Genomic DNA, 20,584 nt, shown 5'->3' with positions numbered 1-20,584 from the left:
CACACATCATGCGGATACATAAGATTCTCTGCTATTTGGTTATACTCTGAGATGTTTTCTTGTTGTGAAAAAGCTTCCCAAAAGACCGATTCCCACACCAAGTCCAAGTCCCATGGGAACCAGACCCTCATAAATCTGCCAGATTGGAATGAAATCCACGATTCCTGTCAATACATTGAATTTTGTCAGAATAAACTCTACAGCGGAATTATACAGGAAAAACAGGCAGATCAGCGGTATCGCCGCACCGATCACACCGAGGATCATACCTTCCAGAAGGAATGGCAGTCGTACAAAAGCATCTGTAGCTCCTATGTATTTCATAATTCCGATTTCTTCCTTGCGGACAGAAATACCCATAGATACTGTATTGCTGATCAGGAATATGGAAATGATCAAAAGGATTGCGATCACGGCAATCGACACATAAGAAACCAGCTTGTTGATGGAACCCAGTGTCCTGGAGGCCTGTTCAGACTGATTTACCTTCCGGACATGTTCCAGTCCCTGGATATAATTCACCAGTTCTGTCTGCTTGGTAATATCATTAAGATATACCTGATAATTGGATGAATTGGCAAGAGGGTTATCATCTTTAAATCCATCTGCCGCATCTTCATCTCCAAAATATTTCTGTTTGTATTCTTCCCATGCCTGATCTGCGGACTGATAATCCATCCTGGCCACTTCCGGCCTGGACTGAATAGCATCGCCGATCGCCTGGATTTCTTCCTCTGAAGTGCCCTCATCAAAGAATACTGTGATCGGTACTTCTTCTTCCACCTTATGGGCAATATTACCGACGTTGTTCACGATGGAATAGAAAATACCTACCAGAAAAATGCAGGCTGCCATCGTGATGATACATGCCAGGGAAAACATCCAGTTTCTTTTTATATTCTTAAAGCCCTGCTTCAGGGTATACCAGATCGTACTAGGCCTCATGATATCCTCCCTCTTTCTCATCGCTGATGATCTTGCCGTTGTGCATGGTGACTACTCGCTTGCGCATGGCATTGACGATGTCCTTATTGTGGGTAACTACCAGAACTGTGGTTCCTCTGTCATTGATCTGCTCCATCAGAGCCATGATCTCTTCAGAGGTTTTCGGATCCAGGTTTCCGGTCGGCTCATCTGCCAGAAGGATGTCCGGGCGGTTTACCAGTGCTCTGGCAAGAGCAACTCTCTGCTGCTCACCACCGGAAAGCTCATCCGGGTATGCCTTATACTTTCCTGCAAGTCCTACCTCCTGGAGAACCTCCGGCACACGTTTGCGTATCACACGGGTAGGTCTTCCTATGACACGCTGCGCAAATGCTACATTCTCATATACATTACGGTCTTTTAAAAGACGGAAATCCTGAAATACTACCCCAAGCTTTCTGCGATACTTGGCAACGCGTCTGTGTTTCATCTTCTCCAGACGTTCCCCGCTGACTGTGATCGTTCCACTGGTAGAATCCAGTTCTTTCATCAGCAGCTTGATCAGTGTGGATTTACCGGAGCCACTGCTTCCTACTACAAATACGAATTCCCCTTTATCAACATGTAAGTTCGCATGATTCACAGCCGGAAGACCCGGGCCGTAAGATTTGCTCACATCTACAAGATCGATCATATATATCCTCCTCTATATTATAAAAGCATAATTTTCTTAATTTTTTTGTAACATTATTGTAATATATTTTCTGTTTAAATGCAAGAATAAATTTCCCGGGCCCTACAACTGTTACTGTTCACGTTACTGTTCACTCCGTTCTCAGTAACACGCTTCGCGATGCACAGAATTTATGCTGATCGCATAAATTCGCGCGATATGTCTCGGGTTTTCTGTGACCTTCGCTCACAAAAAACACCTCGCGGGACATTACCAGTGAACAGTAACCTGTTCACTCCATTCTCATTAATGCGCTCCGCGGAATATTACCAGTGAACAGTAAGCAACAGCCCTCTTCAAATTATTTATTTTAACGTAAAAATACCAAAATTACAATAGAGTCATGGATGTTATCTGTGAAGTTCATGTGAATTCGTTACTGCTCACTCCGTTCTCAGTAACACACTTCGTGAATGCTTCCAAACAGGAGGGACATTTACAACAATATTCCATGATGAAAAACGCTCATACAAAAACTGCCACCTATTCCGGGAAGGAATAAGCGGCAGTTTAAAAGTTCTAATATGTTGCCTTAATATATCAAACTATCATCCTGCATTCCGAATGCTATTAGTACTCTAATGTCTCCATATATTTCATATATCGAACAACCATCAGCGCGATCTTAAATGTAATGGCATCCTCAAACACTCTCAAATCAAGACCTGTACTCTTCTGGAGTTTATCCAGACGATATACCAGCGTATTTCTGTGGATATACAGCTGACGTGAAGTTTCCGATACGTTCAGACTGTTCTCAAAGAATTTATCGATGGTGACAAGTGTCTCCTCATCGAAATCGTCCGGAGATTTGTTGTCAAAGATCTCGCGGATAAACATCTTACACAGAGGAATAGGCAGCTGATAGATCAGGCGTCCGATTCCAAGTGAGCTATATGCGATAACTTCCCTGTCTCCGAAGAAGATCTTGCCTACATCAAGGGCCATACGCGCTTCCTTGTAGGAACGTGAAACTTCTTTCAACTCATTGACAATGGTACCGTATGCCATGTGGACATCCTCACCATCTTTATTCAGATCCAGAGTATCCATAATCGTATGAGCCAGCTTATCCATCTCCGGATAGCCCTCTCCCTCTTCCAGTTCCTTGACTATAATGATGCTCTTCTCATCAACAGCAGTGATAAAATCTCTGCTCTTTCCGCCAAAAAGGCTTTTCACGCTCTCTACAGAGCTGTGATCTTTCTCCTGGTTCAGTTCCAGGATCATAACTACACGACGGACATCTGCTTCAATATGAAGCTTCTTCGCTCTGTTGTAAATATCCACCAGAAGAAGATTATCAAGAAGAAGATTCTTGATAAAGCTGTCTTTGTCAAAACGCTCCTTGTACGCAACGATCAGATTCTGGATCTGGAAGGCTGCAAGCTTGCCTACCATATAAGTATCCTCATCATCTCCGTGGGCTACCAGGACATATTCCAACTGATAATCATCACAGACCTTAAAGTACTGAAATCCCTTGACAAGCTGGCTGTCCGCCTGGGATTCTACAAAAGCCTGGATATCTGCCGGCTGGATCTCAAAATCAGAAAAGGTAGACGCAAGTACCTTGCCGTCTGTGTCAATGACACAAAATTCCGTCCTTGATATTTCTTTAAGTCCCTCGAGCGTATTCTGTAACACCTGATTCGATATCATTCCGTTCAATCCCTTCTCACTTATGTGTATGCTTATCTTCTGTCTTTCCCTCTCTATCTATGGCTATTTTAATACAAAATCACCAAAAATGAAAGAGTAAAACTGAAAAAATTTACAAATTTTTGTTGAAATCCGCCTAATTTTTCTCTATAAAACCTTCTCCATGAACTTCTCTTGCATCGGAAACGATCACAAAAGCGTTGGGATCAATATCATCTACCAGCTCTTTCAGCTTCACAATTTCCTTTTTGTTTACCACACAGAAGATGATCGTCTTCTCCTGACCGGAATACATCCCCTTGCCACAGATCCCTGTCGCTCCGCGATCCAGGTCTTCCATAATGACTCTGGCAACCTCATCCGGCTTCTCCGTGATGATAAATGTCTGTTTGGAAAACTTCAGACCTTCGATCAGACTGTCGGATACTTTTGTTACCAGATAAACCGCAATGATGGCATACAGGGCCCGCTGGATACCGAACACATACATTCCTACGATCACAATAAGCCCATCAATAAACTGCATGATCTGTGCGATGGAATAATGACGCATATACTTCTGGATCAGTGCTGCCATCATATCCGTTCCGCCTGTGGTTCCCTGTCCAAGGAAAACCATTCCAATGCCGATTCCCAGGATCACACCGCCGTATACAGCAGCCAGAAGAAGATCATCCCCCGCAATATTCCACACCGGCTGAATGGCAAGCCAGGTTGAGAGGGAGATCTCACCGACCAGCGCTTTTTTTACAAAGGAAAAGCCTTTGATCCGCCATCCCAGAAAAAACAACGGAATGTTCAGCGTGATATTGGTAAGCCACAGCGGAACCCCGCCATCTATGATCTCACCGGTCCAGTGCTTCACCAGGATCGCTATACCGGAAAAGCCGCCTGTCACCAGCCCGGTTGCATCAAAAACGGAATTGATGGCAAGTGCCATCAGCCCGGTTCCTACTATGATCAGAAGATAATCCAGATACCAGTCCTTTTTTTTCACAAGACTCATAAAGTGCTCCTTTCATTTTTTACAGCAATTCCCGGAATTTCTGTCTTGAAATGTCCTCAATATTTCTATTCCGCTGTGAAAATCCCAGAAATGCTATAGTATCATATGACAACTGCATCAGTTTCCCGCACTGACGTGTCATAAAAAGAACGGGACCGTACACTATTCTGCGTCCGTTCCCGTTCTCCATGCTATTTTTCTGTCTTTTTATTTATAAAATGAACAAATTCATAGCTTTCCATTATCTGAAAGTATTTTACGATTCTCGGATAAAGCGGTTCTGCCTTATCTCCGAAATGCTCTTTCACCAGCAGGGCAAGCTCCTGCACGGTTTTGGCTCCATCGATCTCAGGCCAGATAAAAGTTCCCATTTCATCAAGATGAACCTTGGAAAACCTTGGCTTGCCAAAAACCTTCTGCGCGATGGTATTGAACATACCCTTATTCTCTATCTCAAGAATGATCCGCTGCTTCAGGTCCCGGTGCCACCGGATCGACTGGTTTGTTTCCGGGATCAGATCAAGATAGTTGATATCCTGTTTCTTATCCTTTTTGTTTTTTCTCATCAGGCTTTCTTCTTTCTCCAGATAGAGAATTTAAGCAGTGACAGGATCATGATGATCATCAGCACAACGCCGCCGATATTTCCAAGGTTTACAACGCCGGACATATCAAGGCTGATACCGACAACTGCAAAGATCGCAAGAAGAATTCCAACAAGACCCTCGCCGGCGATCATACCAGCACAGTACAGGGTACCATCTGTGGACTGAGCTGTCTTGGTTTTTTCGTCAACACCTTTTCTGCTGTCAAGTAATCCACGAACGATACCACCGATCATGATAGTTGCGTTCAAGTAGATTGGAAGGTAAAGACCGATTGCGAAAGGCATTACCGGGATACGGAGGATCTCAAGGCAGATTGCAAGGAATACACCTACAAATACAAGTCCCCATGGAAGGTTTCCGCCCATGATTCCCTCAACGATCATCTTCATAAGCTGAGCCTGCGGAGCAGGGATCTCTGCTGTACCGTAGCCCCATGCTGCATCCAGAAGATACAGAACACCGCCGATAGCAAGACCGGAAACAACAACACCGAGCATCTCGCCCATCTGCTGCTTCTTAGGTGTAGCACCAAGAAGGTATCCTGTCTTAAGGTCCTGAGAGGTATCACCGGCGATCGCTGCGATGATACAGATAACAGAACCAACAGCGATCGCTGCTGTCATTCCATCGATACCTGTTTTACCGGAGCTCTTGATCGCAAATGTAGCAATCAGAAGAGTAGCGATAGCCATACCGGAAACCGGGTTGTTGGAGCTTCCTACAAGACCTACCATACGGGAAGATACTGTTGCAAAGAAGAATCCAAAAACTACGATGATAACTGCACCAAGAAGAGTTACCGGGATTGCCGGAACGATCCAGATGATAAATACCATTGCTATAACACCGAGAAGGATGAACTGCATCGGAAGATCCTGTGCGGTTCTCTCTGTGCTTGTGTTCTTGCTTCCCTTCATACTCTTCATGGAGTCACGGAAGGTTGTAACGATCAGCGGCAGGGATTTGATCAGGGAAATGATACCGCCTGTTGCGATAGCACCTGCGCCGATATATTTAACATAAGTAGACCAGATCGCTGATGCTCCGCCGTTTGCGTAAAGCTGGGCAATGGTCGTTCCCTCTGCTGCCGGATACATCCATGTATCAGGTCCGAACAGGCAGATCAGCGGAATGATGACCATCCAGCCGATAAGAGAACCGGTAAACATGTAGGATGCGATCTTCGGTCCTACGATATAACCAACACCGAGAAGTGCCGGATAAACCTCCATACCGATCTCACCCTTGAAGGATTTAAATGCTGCAGAAACATCTGCCGGAAGAAGCTTCAGTCCATCAACAACAAATTTGAAGATGGCAGCAAGTCCCATACCGGAGAATACTGTGGAAGCATTTGCTCCGCCTTCCTCACCGGCAAGAAGAACGTCTGCGCAGGCAGTTCCTTCCGGATAGAGAAGAGTTGCATGCTCTTTAACAATGAGGGCATTACGAAGGGGTACCATGAAAAGTACACCAAGGATACCACCGCAAAGTGCGATCAGAGTGATCTCAACGATGCCTGGTTTGCTTGTAAGTCCTTCCTCTGCCCAGAGGAACAGTGCAGGCATGGTGAAGATAGCACCTGCTGCAAGAGACTCACCGGCTGAACCGATAGTCTGGACCATATTGCTCTCCAGAATGGAGTTTCTGCGAAGAATCACGCGGATAACACCCATGGAGATAACTGCCGCCGGAATGGAGGCAGATACTGTCATACCAACACGAAGACCAAGGTAAGCATTGGCTGCGCCGAAGATGACAGCAAGAATACATCCCATGATCACAGATGTAACTGTGAGCTCCGGAGTGATTTTCTCCGCAGGAATGTAAGGTTTGAACTCTGTGTTTTTGTTCATATTTCCTCTCCCTTTATCTAGTAAATTAGTAACGTTATATAGTATAGCAAATTTCGCAGTATTTTGCAAGAAATTATATCTGAGATATTATATATTATTTACAATTTTCTGTATAATTATAAGCAAATAATTGGTCACTATGCAGCTTTTATGCTAACATAGTGACCTTATTCCTTACAATTGAATATTATACATTTAAAATAAAATACTTTTTTTTTTCAGTTGTCCGTTTCCAGCTGTTTTGTCAGATATCGCCCTACGATCTTCGAGAAATTTCCGATATCCCGGATATAGGCAAAATCCTTTCCAAAAATCTTCTTTTCCGCCGGAAGATCCTTCTCTTCGCCTGCAAATACCCCCAGAACACTGACGCCCTGGCTCCGAAGACGCCGCACCTCTGTTGCAGTATCTGAAATGGCATATTTTCCCTGATAAGGGGCCGGATTTTTTGCATTGGGGCGGTTTATGATCACATCGTAGGGGCGTCCGTCACTTAAGATGATCAGGATCTTTTTTTCCTCTTCCCTCTGCAAAAGACTGTATCCCACTGCTTTTATGGCAAGCCCGTCCCGATTATTGGAGGAAGTCACATAATTGAAAATATCCTCATCCGCCGAAACCGGATCATCATATTCCCGGAACCTGTGCAGGATCGTATGATCCCAGAATGTGCAGTAGCTCATAACCCGATGAGGGATGTCCACATTGCTCAGGGCATAGCTGATCATATAAGCCTGCAGTGCCACATCTCCCTGTCGACTCATCTGTGAACCACTGGCATCGATCAGTATATCCACCACAAAATCCGTATTGTCTCCACGAAGAATCCTCTTGAAAAGATTTGCCTCACCGCTTCTGCCTATACGCCACAGCCTGGAAGGAACGATAGTTCCCCGGTCTGATAGGACTTCCTGATTTTCACTTCGGATCACCAGTGCTTTTTTCAGGAGTTCAGTCAATATGGCAATATTTCGTTTTGCAATTCTGTGCTTGTCATGATAGACCCATATGTTCTTATTACGCAGACGCTTTGCATACTGGTACTGATAATTATCACGAACCGGATTTTTCAGGATTCCTTCTGTAAAATACAGGCTGCAGTCTCCGTGTATTCCCCGGCACATAAGATGGTTCATTCTTTTTTCTTCCGCAGGTGTGAGATAGGTTTTTCCAAAATTCAGTTCCACATAGGTATGAGCTTTCTGAAGAGCTTCCTCTGAAATCACCGTGATCTTGTTTTTCACCTTACGTTTTTCTTCCATATCCTGTGTCAGTGAGGAATCTTCAATATCTGTCATCCGGTCTGTGAGCTTTTCCACGTAATTTTCCAGAGCTTCCTCATACATCTCTTCATTAAGATAGTCTTCCCATCCAAATTCCGTCAATTCTTCCAGCGTCACCGCCATTACCCGTTCAAGGGAACCGTTTTTCTTCTCAAAGTCCGGATCGATGACCGCATTATAGAGGCTGTCGATGATCCGAATCAGTTCCATGGTGTCTCTGCTTTCTGCGCAGGCATAGATCTGATCCCGGAATGCAGACAGTTTTTTCTCCAGAGGCTGTACGCTTCCTGTAAGTACATCACGGAATACTGCAATTTTCAGCCTGTCTAACAGCTTATCGTAGAAAGGCAGGGTTTCATATTCCTGATCCAGGATATCTTCCAGAGCTTTTTTTCTCATGCGGCGAACCCCGGGGCGCTCTTCACAGATCCGCTCTCCCACTGCCGCTTCGATACAGAGCTGTGTCAGCCCGGTCAGCTCCGTCTCAGAGGCATCCAGATAGATTTTTTTTACAAGATAAAGGCCAAGCAGATTTTTGTCAAAATATCTGGCAAAAGCCCCCTGTTTGATTCCATCGTAAAGAGCGATCTCTTTTGAGCGGAGAAACAGCGATACATCCGGCTTCACATCCAGTGTATAGTCACCGCTTACCATCCAGAGGAGATTACGGATCCGGTTTTCCAGCTCCATCTTGTAATCTTCTATAGAAAGTTCTTCTGTCAGATCTTTATGCATAGACATCGTCCTTTGTCCACTCTTCCGGGATCCTTGTACGGACTACATCGTCCACGATCTCCTTTTCAAAAATATCGAAGGTTTTGTTCACCACTCCCATCTGCACTGCTGCCAGGGGAGAAAGTCCTGCACGAACAATCTTCATGGCAGCCAGAAGTCCTCGAAGATCCAGCGCTTTTGTGGAGATCTCACTGTTTACAGATTTCTTCTGAAGATCCATAAATACACCGATAAACTGTTCCACTGCCTTTTCCTTTGCCTCCGGGAACATTTTGCGGAAAATAAATCCCAGGGTTTCTTCTGTCTGTGCTGGCATATCGATCACCAGGAAACGGGAAACCAGAGCTTCGTTCAGCTCCTTTGTTCCTGCATATCCGTAGTTCATGGTTCCGATAAAACGTGCCGCAGGATGAAGGTCGATCCGGTCATAGCCCGGAACATCAATGGAGCGGCGATAGTCCAGAGTTGCATGAAGGACAGAGACCGCATCGTTCTTTGCCATATTGATCTCATCCAGAATACCGAAGCCGCCATACTCGGCACACTGATAGATGCTGCCCTTTCGGAGGCAGACTTCATTGTTTACAAAGGTATCCGTTCCGATCAGATCTCCGCTGTTTGTATTGACATGGAAAGATACATTATAAACCGGACGGCCAAAAGCATATGCCAGATTTTCTGCCAGGATATTTTTACCCGTAGCCTTTGGGCCTGCAAGAAGAAGATTTTCTCCTTCCAGAAGTCCTGCAATGGCCATTTCCAGGATTTCTTTTCCGTAGAACGGTATGGACGGTCTGGTAACTCTGGCTGCAGCCCCCTCGTCAACGCCATAATTTTTCCGAAACTCCTCGATGCCGTGGATCAGGCTTTCGGAAACGTTCTGTTCTTTTAAAAATTCTAATTCTATCATATATACTTACTCCTGAATCTGATTGAATGCCGCAGATATCCTCATCCGCAGTTATTATATGATCCTATGACGGATAACCGCTTACAGATTTTTTCTCCGCCAGGTAAAAAACGGGACAGATCTTACATCTGTCCCGTCATTTGATTTCAAAGATGCCGCTGCACCCAGGGAACATCTCTTATTTCCTGATTTTATTTAACCGATCATACCTCAAAGATCAGATCACCGTAGGATGGCATCGGCCACATATCTTTATCTACGATCATCTCAAGCTCGTCTACAGGTTTTCTTAAAGCCTGCATTGCCGGTACCACGCTCTCTCTGAAGAATACAGCACGGTCACGTCCCTCTTCATGGGATTCCGACTCAGCGATCAGTCCGGAAAGCTTATCCATAGCTGTCTTGGTCTCAGCAAGAAGTGCGGAGGTTTTTTCCAGAAGACTTGTCTGTACACTGACATCAAGCGCTGCGCTCACTGCCTTCACAGAATTGATGGACTCTGCAAGAACCGTTGTATAACGGATCACTGCCGGGATGATCTGCTTAGTAGCTACATCCACCATGGTCTTGGCCTCAATGTTGATAGCCTTTGCATAGCCTTCATACTGGATCTCTGCTCTGGACTCAAGCTCTGCTCTTGTAAATACATTAAAGGATTCAAAAAGCTTCACAGCCTTATCTGTAGTCAGCGCAGGAATGGCATCTACCATGGACGGAAGGATCGGAAGTCCACGTCTCTTTGCCTCTGCCTCCCACTCCGGTGCATATCCGTTTCCGTTGAATACAATACGCTGATGCTGGATCGCATACTCCTTGATCAGGTCATGTACTGCAGTATCAAAATCGTCTGCTGCTTCCAGACGGTCGCATGCATCGCGGAATACTTCTGCTGCAATCGTGTTCAGAACTACGTTGCACTCGGAAATGGAATCACGGGAACCAACCATACGGAACTCAAATTTGTTTCCTGTGAACGCAAACGGTGATGTTCTGTTTCGGTCTGTAGCATCCTTCATGAAATCCGGAAGTGTCTTAACACCGGTATCCAGGATCTCGCCGGTCTTACTGTGTGTGGCGGTACCTGTGCTGATCAGCTGCTCCAGAACATCCTGAAGCTGCTCGCCAAGGAATACGGAGATAACTGCCGGCGGTGCCTCGTTTCCTCCGAGACGTTCATCGTTTCCAACGTCTGCTGCAGACTCTCTCAGAAGATCTGCATGCTCATCAACGGCTTTCAGGATACAGGTGAGAACAAGAAGGAACTGGATATTCTCATGAGGAGTTTTTCCCGGCTCAAGAAGGTTGATCCCGTCATCCGTTGTCAGGGACCAGTTGTTGTGCTTACCGGAACCGTTAACTCCTGCAAACGGTTTCTCATGAAGCAGGCAGCGCATACCATGGCGACTTGCAACTTTTTTGAGGATACGCATCATGATCTGGTTGTGATCTGCTGCAATATTTACCGGTGCGTAGATCGGTGCCAACTCATGCTGTGCAGGTGCAACCTCATTGTGCTGTGTCTTTGCTGTTACGCCCAGCTTCCAGCACTCCTCGTTGACTTCCTTCATGTATGCGGAGATTCTCTGACGGATGGTTCCGAAATAGTGGTCATCCATCTCCTGTCCCTTCGGCGGCATAGCACCGAAAAGAGTTCTTCCTGTATAGATCAGATCTTTTCTCTGGAGCCATTTCTCCTTATCAACCAGGAAATACTCCTGCTCAGCTCCAACGGAAGGAGTTACTTTTTTTGATGTTGTATTTCCGAAAAGGCGAAGAAGTCGAAGCGCCTGTGTATTGACCGCTTCCATGGAACGAAGAAGCGGTGTTTTCTGGTCAAGCGCCTCTCCTGTGTAGGAGCAGAATGCTGTGGGGATACATAAGATCCCGCCGGCTGCGTCATGACGTACAAAGGCAGGTGATGTGCAATCCCATGTTGTATAGCCTCTTGCCTCGAATGTTGCACGAAGTCCTCCGGATGGAAATGAGGATGCATCCGGCTCACCCTTGATCAGCTCCTTGCCAGAAAAGCTTAAGAGTACCTTTCCGTCCTCTCTTGGCGCTGTGACAAATGCGTCATGTTTCTCGGCAGTAACACCTGTCAGCGGCTGAAACCAGTGACAATAATGAGTAGCACCTTTCTCAATAGCCCATTCCTTCATCTCATGTGCAACCACATCAGCGATCTCCATGGACAGCTCCTTACCCTCTTCTATTGTCTTTTTCAGTTCGCGGTATACCTTCTTCGGCAAACGGTCCTGCATAACAGAATCGTTAAATACATCGCAGCCAAAGATTTCCTTTACGTTGATATAATCTCCCATTTCTTCCTCCTTTTCGTTCCTGTATATCCAGTCTTTCTTATGAGGAAAGACATTTTCACCTCTGTATGATCACCTTGTCTTCGGATACTCGGATCATTCTTCGCTCTTCTGGGTAATCTCCTTGATCTCCTGCATTTTCTGGTTCAGCCGGCTTTTTTTCTGTTTCTTACTGCTGGTAAGATAAAGGTTCATGGCCTCATGAAGATTATCGATTTCCACACGGGTCTGATCTCCACCGAACTCTCCATCCAGCGTCCACGGAACAGCCTCCTCTGACTCTATCACAACATGCGCAGACTTAAAAGAATAGATCAGATCTGTATTATCCTCTGCAGTAAGAAGCGCAGTCATGATCTCCTGAAGCTCCAGCGGATTCTTCGGATTGGTGATCAGTGTCACCTCAAACAGTCCGTCATTCATATCCACGTTTTTTCCGGTAAGATTCTTAAATCCGCCTACAGATCTGGAATTGCTGATCATACCGTAGATAAAATCATTCTCCACAGTCAGCTCATCGGAGGTTACCTTCAGATGATAGGATTTCACCTCAAAAAGCTGCTTCATCCCTTCCAGCACATAGGCAACATGTCCCAGGATATTTTTCAGATCCTGGTCTGTCTCATAGGAAACATTGGTAAACAGTCCAAACGCAGCCACATAGGCAAATGTCTGGTTATTAAATTTACCGATGTCACAGTGATAGATCTGCTCCTCCATGATCATGGAGGCAGCTGCAGTCATACTCTTCGGCATAAACAGACTGTTGGCAAAATCATTGGTGCTTCCTGCAGGGATATACCCGATCGGTGTCTGGCTGCCCACTTCCACGATTCCGGTAACCACCTCATCCAGTGTACCGTCACCTCCACTGCAGGCGATCAGATCTACCTGATCTGCATATTCCTTCACCTGTTCATAAGCATCCTTCGGTCCCTGCGTGGCACGGATGATCACTTCGTACCCACCTTTATTAAAGATATCCACAATGTCCAGCAGATGCATCTTGATTCTTCCTTTTCCTGCTTTGGGGTTGAAAACAAAAAGCATTCTTTTTTTCATTATACAATCCTCATTTCCCGAAATGATTCGTTATGTCTATTCTTTTACTATGATAAAAAAAACGATGTAAAATGTCAATCTTAACTTTTCACATATGGTCTTACCACAGGCAGCCGGAATTTTATAACAAAAAAAGTCCGAAAACCCAATAAAATTGAATCTTCAGACCTTTTGTTAAATAGCGAGAGGGGGATTCGAACCCTCGACACCACGGGTATGAACCGTGTGCTCTAGCCAACTGAGCTATCTCGCCATATTCTTTTGTAACATGGGACCTATAGGGCTCGAACCTATGACCCTCTGCTTGTAAGGCAGATGCTCTCCCAGCTGAGCTAAGATCCCATATAAATAGCGAGAGGGGGATTCGAACCCTCGACACCACGGGTATGAACCGTGTGCTCTAGCCAACTGAGCTATCTCGCCATATCTTTTTGTAACATGGGACCTATAGGGCTCGAACCTATGACCCTCTGCTTGTAAGGCAGATGCTCTCCCAGCTGAGCTAAGATCCCATAACAGTTGTTCGTCTTAGGAACTCTTCCGTTCCGCAACTCGCTTTGCTATTATATAATGGTTTGTGACTTGTGTCAACAGTTTTTTTCACTTTTTTTAATTTTTTAAAAAATATATGCTTTTTTGTATTTTTACAGTGGCAGGGAGGTCTGAAATCCCCTGCCACTGTAAGGATGTTATGGGCAAAGTATTGCCCATAACCTGATACTCCCGGATTGCTCCGCTGCACGCAGCTCACGCAATCCTCAAACATTCGGAATCCGCTAATTTACTACGTAAATTGCTACTTCCTCATGTTTGGCGGGGTCCAAGTTCAAAAGTCTTATCGTGCAAGCACGAACGACTTTTTGACCTTTTCCCCCTGGTATTATCTGAAGTACTCAACACCAGATTCGAAAATCTTGATATCCTGCTCTCCGTAGATATTGACAGCAACGCCTGCGTCACGACGCTCACTGTGTGCCATCTTTCCGAGAACACGTCCATCCGGGCTTGTGATTCCCTCGATGTTCATATAAGAGCCGTTTACATTAAACTCACCCTCATATCCGGTCTCATCTACCGGTACATATTCCGTTGCGATCTGTCCGTTTTCCTTGAGTTTCTTCAGCCACTCATCGTTTGCGACAAAACGTCCCTCACCATGAGAAGCCGGATTACAGTATACGCCGCCAAGCTGTGCTTTCTGAAGCCATGGAGACTTGTTGCTGACAACCTTGGTGTAAACCATCTTGGATACGTGGCGTCCGATGGTGTTGTAGGTCAGTGTCGGAGAATCCTCTTTCTGTCCGCAGATCTCACCGTACGGTACCAGTCCCAGTTTGATCAGTGCCTGGAATCCGTTGCAGATACCAAGAGCAAGACCGTCACGCTCATTGAGGAGCTTCATAACTGCCTCCTTGATCTTCTCGTTCTGGAACGCGGTAGCAAAGAATTTCGCGGATCCGTCCGGCTCATCTCCGGCTGAGAAGCCGCCCGGGAACATGATCATCTGTGCCTGATCGATGGCTTTCTCAAAGAGCTCTACAGAATCATGGATATCTTCTGCTGTAAGGTTCTTGAATACCTTTACGTCTACCTCGGCGCCTGCTCTCTCAAATGCACGGGTGCTGTCATACTCGCAGTTTGTTCCAGGGAATACCGGAATAAATACACGCGGTTTTGCAACCTTATGTTTGCATACATAGATGCTGTCTGCTTTGTAAAGGGAACCGTCATCTGCCTTGACGTCCTCGGTTCCTGCTGCTGTTTTAAATACATTCTCCAGAGTTCCTTCCCATGTGGAAAGCGCCTCTTTCAGAGTGATCTCTGTATCACCGTAGGTGAACTTCGCATTATCCGTAACCTCACCGATCACAGTATAGGTAATGGCAAGCTCACCGACTTTTCCATCCGGAACCTCACAGATGATATCGCCGAATGCCGGAGCAAAGAAATCTCTTGGATCAAGGTTATGCTCGATCTTTACACCCATGCCGTTACCAAAGGCCATCTTGCTGACTGCAGCAGCGATTCCATGACGGTCAAGTGCATATGCGGAGATCACACGGCCTGCCTGGATATCCTGGTGTAATTTATCATACTGCTCCATAAGAGCCTGATAATCCGGAAGATCATAGGAATCCTTCGGTGCACGGAGCCATACCAGCTTGCTTCCTGCTTTTTTGAGCTCCGGTGTGATCACATCTTTTACCTTTGCAACATCCACCGCGAAGGACACCAGTGTCGGAGGAACATCAATGTCATTGAAGGTTCCGGACATACTGTCCTTACCGCCGATGGAAGGAAGGCCGAATCCGATCTGTGCCGCATAAGCACCAAGCAGTGCGGAGAACGGCTGGCTCCATCTCTTAGGATCTTCTGTCATACGACGGAAGTATTCCTGGAAGGTGAAACGGATCTTCTTATAGTCACCACCGGTTGCAACGATCTTGGCAACAGACTCGGTTACTGCGTAGGCAGCTCCATGATACGGACTCCATGAGGAAAGGTATGGATCAAAGCCGTAGCTCATCATGGTAACAGTCTCTGTTTTTCCGTTCTGTACCGGAACCTTTGCAACCATGGACTGTGTCTCTGTCAGCTGATATTTGCCACCGTGAGGCATAAATACACTGCCTGCGCCGATGGAGCCGTCAAACATCTCCACAAGACCCTTCTGTGAGCATACATTCAGGTCAGCAAGAGTATCCATCCATTTTTTCTTTACATCTGTTACATCCGGACGTTCCTCGAAAAGATTTCCGTCCTTTGACGGGATCTCAACCTCAACGGAGGTCTCCTGATGTGCACCGTTGGTATCCAGGAATGCACGGGAGATATTTACGATCTCTTTTCCTCTCCAGTTAAGGACAAGGCGTGGCTCCTCCGTTACAACTGCAACCGGAATTGCCTCGAGATTCTCTTCATTTGCAAATTTCAGGAAAGTATCCACATCTTTCGGGTCAACTACAACAGCCATACGCTCCTGAGACTCAGAGATGGCGATCTCAGTGCCGTCAAGACCTGCGTATTTTTTCGGAACCTTGTCGAGGTCGATCTGAAGTCCCGGTGCCAGCTCGCCGATGGCAACGGAAACACCGCCTGCGCCAAAGTCGTTACATTTCTTGATGATATGGCTGACTTCCTCTCTGCGGAACATTCTCTGGATCTTACGCTCGGTAGGCGCGTTACCTTTCTGCACCTCTGCGCCGCAGACCTCGATGGAAGCCTCTGTGTGGACCTTGGAAGAACCGGTAGCACCGCCGATACCATCACGACCGGTACGTCCGCCAAGAAGGATGATGATATCTCCAGGGTCGGAATTTTCACGGATGACCGCACGTCTCGGAGCCGCACCCATAACCGCACCGATCTCCATACGTTTTGCAACGTAGTCCGGATGATAGATTTCTTTTACAGCACCGGTTGCAAGACCGATCTGGTTTCCGTAGGAACTGTAGCCGTGGGCTGCGCTGCGGACAAGCTTCTTCTGCGGAAGTTTACCCTTCAGAGTTTCCTTTACGGATACGGTAGGATCTGCTGCACCTGTCACACGCATTGCCTGATATACATAGGTACGTCCGGAAAGCGGATCACGGATGGCTCCGCCAAGGCAGGTTGCCGCACCACCAAAAGGCTCGATCTCCGTCGGATGGTTGTGTGTCTCGTTCTTGAAGTTGATCAGCCACTCTTCTTCTTTCCCGTCCACGTCCACCGGTACCACGATACTGCAGGCATTGATCTCATCAGACTCTTCCTGGTCTGCAAGCTTGCCTTCTGCTTTCAGTTTCTTCATTGCCATAAGTGCAAGATCCATCAGGCAGACAAACTTATCATCACGGCCCTTGTACATATCCTTATGGGCATCCAGATATTCTTTGTATGTTTTTTCAATAGGAGTCTTATAATCACCTTCGTCAAACTTCACGCTGGTAAGCTCTGTGGAGAAAGTAGTATGACGGCAATGATCAGACCAATAGGTATCCAGAACACGGATCTCTGTCATGGAAGGATCGCGTTTCTCTTCATTTCTGAAATAATTCTGGATATGCTGGAAGTCCTTAAATGTCATGGCGAGGTTCAGAGAAGAGTACAGCTCCTTCAGATCAGCCTCAGCCATATCCTTGAATCCGTCAAAAATCTTCACATCCTCAGGATCCGGGAATACTGTTACCAGTGTTTCCGGCTTCTCAAGACCTGTCTCACGGGAATCCACAGGGTTGATGCAGTGATGTTTGATCGCCTCAAACTCTGCATCTGTAACGGTTCCTTCGATTACATAAGTAGTTGCTGAACGGATGATCGGTGCTGCATTCTCATCCAGGAACTGTACACACTGCACTGCAGAATCGGCTCTCTGGTCAAACTGTCCGGGAAGGAATTCTACGGAAAATACACGTGCGCCCTCTGCCACATCAAATTTTTCAAGATACAGATCATCTACCGGCGGCTCTGCAAATACGGTCTTGCAGGCTTTCTCAAATACTTCATCGGAGATATTCTCCACGTCATAACGGATCAGCTCACGGACTGCTGTCACAGTGCTGATACCAAGATAATGTTTGATCTCATGTTTCAGTTCCTTTGCTTTTACTGCAAAGGCAGGTTTCTTTTCTACATACACACGTCTTACGTTGCTCATAGAAGGCTCCTTTCTCTATATCCGATAATAAGGATGGTAAACGTGCAGAAAGCATTTCAGTCTTTCTTTTCTGCTGAAAATATAGTATCATAGGAAATATCATTAGTAAAATTAATATATCTTATATCATTTATAAGCGGAGGATTTTTCACATATGGATATCAATCTTGAACTTTACAAAGTGTTTTATTACGTGGCCACGACGCTGAGCTTTTCGGAGGCTTCCAGACAGCTTTTTATCTCACAGTCTGCAGTAAGCCAGGCCGTCAAAAACCTTGAAAAAAAGCTGGGCCATACTCTGTTTGTGCGCAGTACCAAACGGGTCATCCTGACTCCGGAGGGAGAACTTCTCCTCCAGCATGTAAAGCCGGCACTTTCCATGCTAAACGAAGGAGAGGCTGTCCTTTCCGGAGAAGGAAATCTTACCGGTCAGCTGCGGATCGGTGCCAGCGATACTCTGTGCCGCTATTTTCTCATCCCCTATCTCCGCCGTTTCCACAAGGATCATCCGGAGGTACGGATCAAGATCATCAACAGTACCTCCATCGGATGTGCGGAGCTTCTGGAAAACGGCCAGGCTGAGCTGATCGTCACCAACTACCCGAATTCCCGGCTTTCAGCCCACACCAAGCTTCAGACTGTGCTGGAATTCCGGGATATCTTCGTGGCAAATCCGGACTATTTCACCATGGGCAAATCGCCTCTTTCCATGGAAAATCTTCTGGATTATCCCATCCTGATGCTCGCTCCAAAGAGTACCACCAGCGAATATCTTCATCAGGTGTTTGCAGCCCAGGGACTGAAGCTGTTGCCTGAGGTTGAACTGAACAGCAACGATCTGCTGATCGATCTTGCAGAGATCGGACTTGGTATTGCCTGTATCCCGGATTATATGCTCCGCAACCGTCCGGGTCTGGAACCTGTCCATCTGAAAACACCTCTGCCCGCAAGAAGTGCCGTGATCGCTCATCATGAAGCACTGCAGCTTTCCCAGGCTGCCCAGTGCTTTCTTAAATATTTTTCCCAGATCTGATACGATCAAGTTCCTGCCGCTTACTGCTTTTCGCGATCGAAGCAGGATACTTCCCTGATTCAGTAAAAAAGCCACCGGAATCTGCCATAAGGTTATTACGATCCTTATGTACTCAATTCCGGTGGTCTTTTCTGTTATTGATATCGGTCAGATATTATTCTTATTACTTACGCTTCAGCCTTCGGCATCACGTCTGCTGCCGCAGTGATATACTCATTCTCGATCTTACTGAACAGGCCGCTGTCTGCAAGCTCTGCAAGCTTCACGTCAATCGGCATCTTGCCCAGGACCGGAACCTTCAGTTCTGCAGCGATCTCATCGATATGACTCTCGCCAAAGACCTTGATCTCTTTTCCGCAGTCCGGACATTTCACATAGCTATAGTTCTCCACGATTCCAAGGACCGGAACCTTCATCATATCAGCCATGTTATAGGCCTTCTTGACGATCATGCGGACCAGATCCTGCGGAGAAGTAACGATCACGACACCCTCGATCGGCAGGGACTGGAATACTGTCAGCGGAACATCTCCGGTTCCTGGCGGCATATCTACAAAGAGATAATCCAATTCACCCCAGATCACATCACTCCAGAACTGTTTTACCATATTTGCAAGGACCGGACCTCTCCAGATCACCGGTGTCTCCTCATCCGGGAGAAGAAGGTTTACAGACATAACCTCGATTCCGTTTGCAGTTGGCATCGGATAGATCCCATTGTCACTGCCCTGTGCATTGCCCTTGATGCCATACATCTTCGGGATGGACGGACCGGTGATATCAGCATCCATAATGCCCACTTTATATCCCTTGGAAGCCATCAGGTTTGCCAGGGAGCCTGTTACGAAGGATTTACCCACGCCTCCCTTTCCGCTGACAACTCCGATCACATGTTTTACGTCAGAAAAAACGTTTGGTTCTGCCATGAGGCTCTGGGGCTGTTTCTGTCCGCAGCCTTCACAGCTTGATTTGTTGCAGGATGTATTGCTACACTCTTTTGCCATAATAGATTCCTCTCATTCTTTGTATTTACACAGACAGAACTGGCTCTCTGTCCGTGTATTTTTCTCATTCACGATCTCTCATGAACTCCTTACCTTACTTCATAAATCTGTCGATCGCTTTTTCCAGTTCCTTGATAGCATCCCTGTCTCCATGCTCCACTGCATCCACGATGCAGTGTTCTATATGATCCTGCAGTATGATCTTGCCTGTATTATTGATCGCAGATTTTACGGCTGACAGCTGGATCAGCACTTCGCTGCAGTCACGTCCTTCCTCCACCATACGCTTAATGGATTCCATATGCCCGATGGCCCTGGAAAGTCTGTTGAGTACGGCCTTGGTCTGTGCGTGGCTGTGATGATGAGGATGTGTGCCATCGTGAGTATGCACATGTTCCTGTTCCCCGTGGGTATGTTCAAGAACGGTTCCATCCTCGAGAACGTGCACATGTGTTTCTTTCATGTGTATTTCCTCCTTCAGATCTCCGTGAAAGAACAGCGCTGCCGGATCATAGATGTCTGAATGTCAAAAATGATGGTTCCGTCTTCCAGTACTGTCTTCTCGTAGGAGACATCCTTCCCCTGAAATTTCTGTTTCACATACGCTTCCGGATCTGCAATCTCCACTTCTTCCACAAATACATCACGCATCTGATTTCTCGGACATTTGTTAAAAATTTCCCAGATTACTTCGTACTCTTTCATCTGTGCCTGTTCCTTTCTTAGTCATCCTATCCATTATAATAATTTTATGTTTTTTTGTCAAAAATAATTGCACTCACGCAAATATTGTCGTATGATACATATTAAAAAT

Annotated in this window: 15 protein-coding genes and 4 tRNA genes; 1 reads left to right on the top strand and 18 read right to left on the bottom strand. The window is 46.2% G+C overall.

Annotated features, from left to right (window positions below):
• Positions 1-39: 39 nt before the first annotated feature.
• From ftsX to BN3261_RS01985, 15 genes are all read right to left on the bottom strand, one after another.
• Positions 40-945, bottom strand: a complete 906-nt coding sequence (gene ftsX / locus BN3261_RS02055; protein ID WP_015526973.1) for a permease-like cell division protein FtsX — start codon at positions 943-945, stop codon at positions 40-42.
• Entirely contained in the window at positions 935-1,618 is a 684-nt protein-coding gene (gene ftsE, locus BN3261_RS02050) for a cell division ATP-binding protein FtsE (protein ID WP_015526972.1), read from the bottom strand. The genes ftsX and ftsE overlap by 11 nt, the downstream gene beginning before the upstream one ends.
• 609 nt (positions 1,619-2,227) lie before the next feature.
• The gene (locus BN3261_RS02045; RefSeq protein WP_015526970.1) at positions 2,228-3,319 is read right to left on the bottom strand and encodes a PucR family transcriptional regulator; all 1,092 of its coding nucleotides are present in this window, start codon (positions 3,317-3,319) and stop codon (positions 2,228-2,230) included.
• Between the two features lie 136 nt (positions 3,320-3,455).
• Entirely contained in the window at positions 3,456-4,325 is an 870-nt protein-coding gene (locus BN3261_RS02040) for a YitT family protein (RefSeq protein WP_059085351.1), read from the bottom strand.
• Positions 4,326-4,516: 191 nt separating this feature from the next.
• Positions 4,517-4,891 (bottom strand): PqqD family protein, encoded by a 375-nt coding sequence (locus BN3261_RS02035; RefSeq protein ID WP_021650789.1) that lies wholly within the window; start codon positions 4,889-4,891, stop codon positions 4,517-4,519.
• Positions 4,891-6,789, bottom strand: a complete 1,899-nt coding sequence (locus BN3261_RS02030; RefSeq protein ID WP_059085350.1) for an OPT family oligopeptide transporter — start codon at positions 6,787-6,789, stop codon at positions 4,891-4,893. Before BN3261_RS02030 ends, BN3261_RS02035 begins: the two co-directional genes overlap by 1 nt.
• A gap of 218 nt (positions 6,790-7,007) precedes the next feature.
• Complete coding sequence (locus BN3261_RS02025; RefSeq protein ID WP_199874096.1) at positions 7,008-8,807, bottom strand: vWA domain-containing protein; 1,800 nt, start codon at positions 8,805-8,807, stop codon at positions 7,008-7,010.
• Positions 8,800-9,717 (bottom strand): AAA family ATPase, encoded by a 918-nt coding sequence (locus BN3261_RS02020; RefSeq protein WP_059085349.1) that lies wholly within the window; start codon positions 9,715-9,717, stop codon positions 8,800-8,802. The genes BN3261_RS02025 and BN3261_RS02020 overlap by 8 nt, the downstream gene beginning before the upstream one ends.
• A 203-nt stretch (positions 9,718-9,920) precedes the next feature.
• A complete protein-coding gene (locus BN3261_RS02015) occupies positions 9,921-12,038 on the bottom strand; it encodes a glutamine synthetase III family protein (protein WP_021650786.1) in 2,118 nt (705 codons plus the stop codon).
• Positions 12,039-12,131: 93 nt separating this feature from the next.
• A complete protein-coding gene (locus BN3261_RS02010) occupies positions 12,132-13,097 on the bottom strand; it encodes a diacylglycerol/lipid kinase family protein (RefSeq protein ID WP_059085348.1) in 966 nt (321 codons plus the stop codon).
• 179 nt (positions 13,098-13,276) lie between these two features.
• Positions 13,277-13,350 (bottom strand) — tRNA-Met (locus BN3261_RS02005).
• 16 nt (positions 13,351-13,366) lie between these two features.
• Positions 13,367-13,439, bottom strand: a tRNA-Val gene (locus BN3261_RS02000).
• 7 nt (positions 13,440-13,446) lie between these two features.
• Positions 13,447-13,520 (bottom strand) — tRNA-Met (locus BN3261_RS01995).
• Positions 13,521-13,536: 16 nt separating this feature from the next.
• Positions 13,537-13,609: transfer RNA gene (locus tag BN3261_RS01990), tRNA-Val, on the bottom strand.
• A gap of 368 nt (positions 13,610-13,977) precedes the next feature.
• Entirely contained in the window at positions 13,978-17,733 is a 3,756-nt protein-coding gene (locus BN3261_RS01985; RefSeq protein WP_059085347.1) for a phosphoribosylformylglycinamidine synthase, read from the bottom strand.
• Between the two features lie 154 nt (positions 17,734-17,887).
• Between BN3261_RS01985 and BN3261_RS01980 the strand changes: the two genes are divergently transcribed.
• A complete protein-coding gene (locus BN3261_RS01980; protein WP_021650784.1) occupies positions 17,888-18,766 on the top strand; it encodes a LysR family transcriptional regulator in 879 nt (292 codons plus the stop codon).
• Between the two features lie 167 nt (positions 18,767-18,933).
• Here BN3261_RS01980 and BN3261_RS01975 read toward each other — a convergent pair whose 3' ends face one another.
• The 3 genes from BN3261_RS01975 to BN3261_RS01965 form a co-directional block, all read right to left on the bottom strand.
• Positions 18,934-19,770: an Mrp/NBP35 family ATP-binding protein gene (locus BN3261_RS01975; RefSeq protein ID WP_015526958.1), complete on the bottom strand. Its 837-nt coding sequence runs from the start codon at positions 19,768-19,770 to the stop codon at positions 18,934-18,936.
• A gap of 94 nt (positions 19,771-19,864) precedes the next feature.
• Positions 19,865-20,233, bottom strand: coding sequence for a metal-sensing transcriptional repressor (locus tag BN3261_RS01970; RefSeq protein WP_015526957.1), 369 nt, complete (start codon positions 20,231-20,233; stop codon positions 19,865-19,867).
• A 14-nt stretch (positions 20,234-20,247) separates the two neighbouring features.
• The gene (locus BN3261_RS01965; protein WP_015526956.1) at positions 20,248-20,475 is read right to left on the bottom strand and encodes a hypothetical protein; all 228 of its coding nucleotides are present in this window, start codon (positions 20,473-20,475) and stop codon (positions 20,248-20,250) included.
• Between the last annotated feature and the right edge of the window lie 109 nt (positions 20,476-20,584).

The sequence above is a fragment of the Blautia massiliensis (ex Durand et al. 2017) genome (assembly GCF_001487165.1).
Classification (GTDB): Bacteria; Bacillota; Clostridia; order Lachnospirales; family Lachnospiraceae; genus Blautia_A; species Blautia_A fusiformis.
The sequence above is the reverse complement of the archived record's forward strand: the minus strand, read 5'-3'. Positions and strand labels throughout refer to the sequence as shown.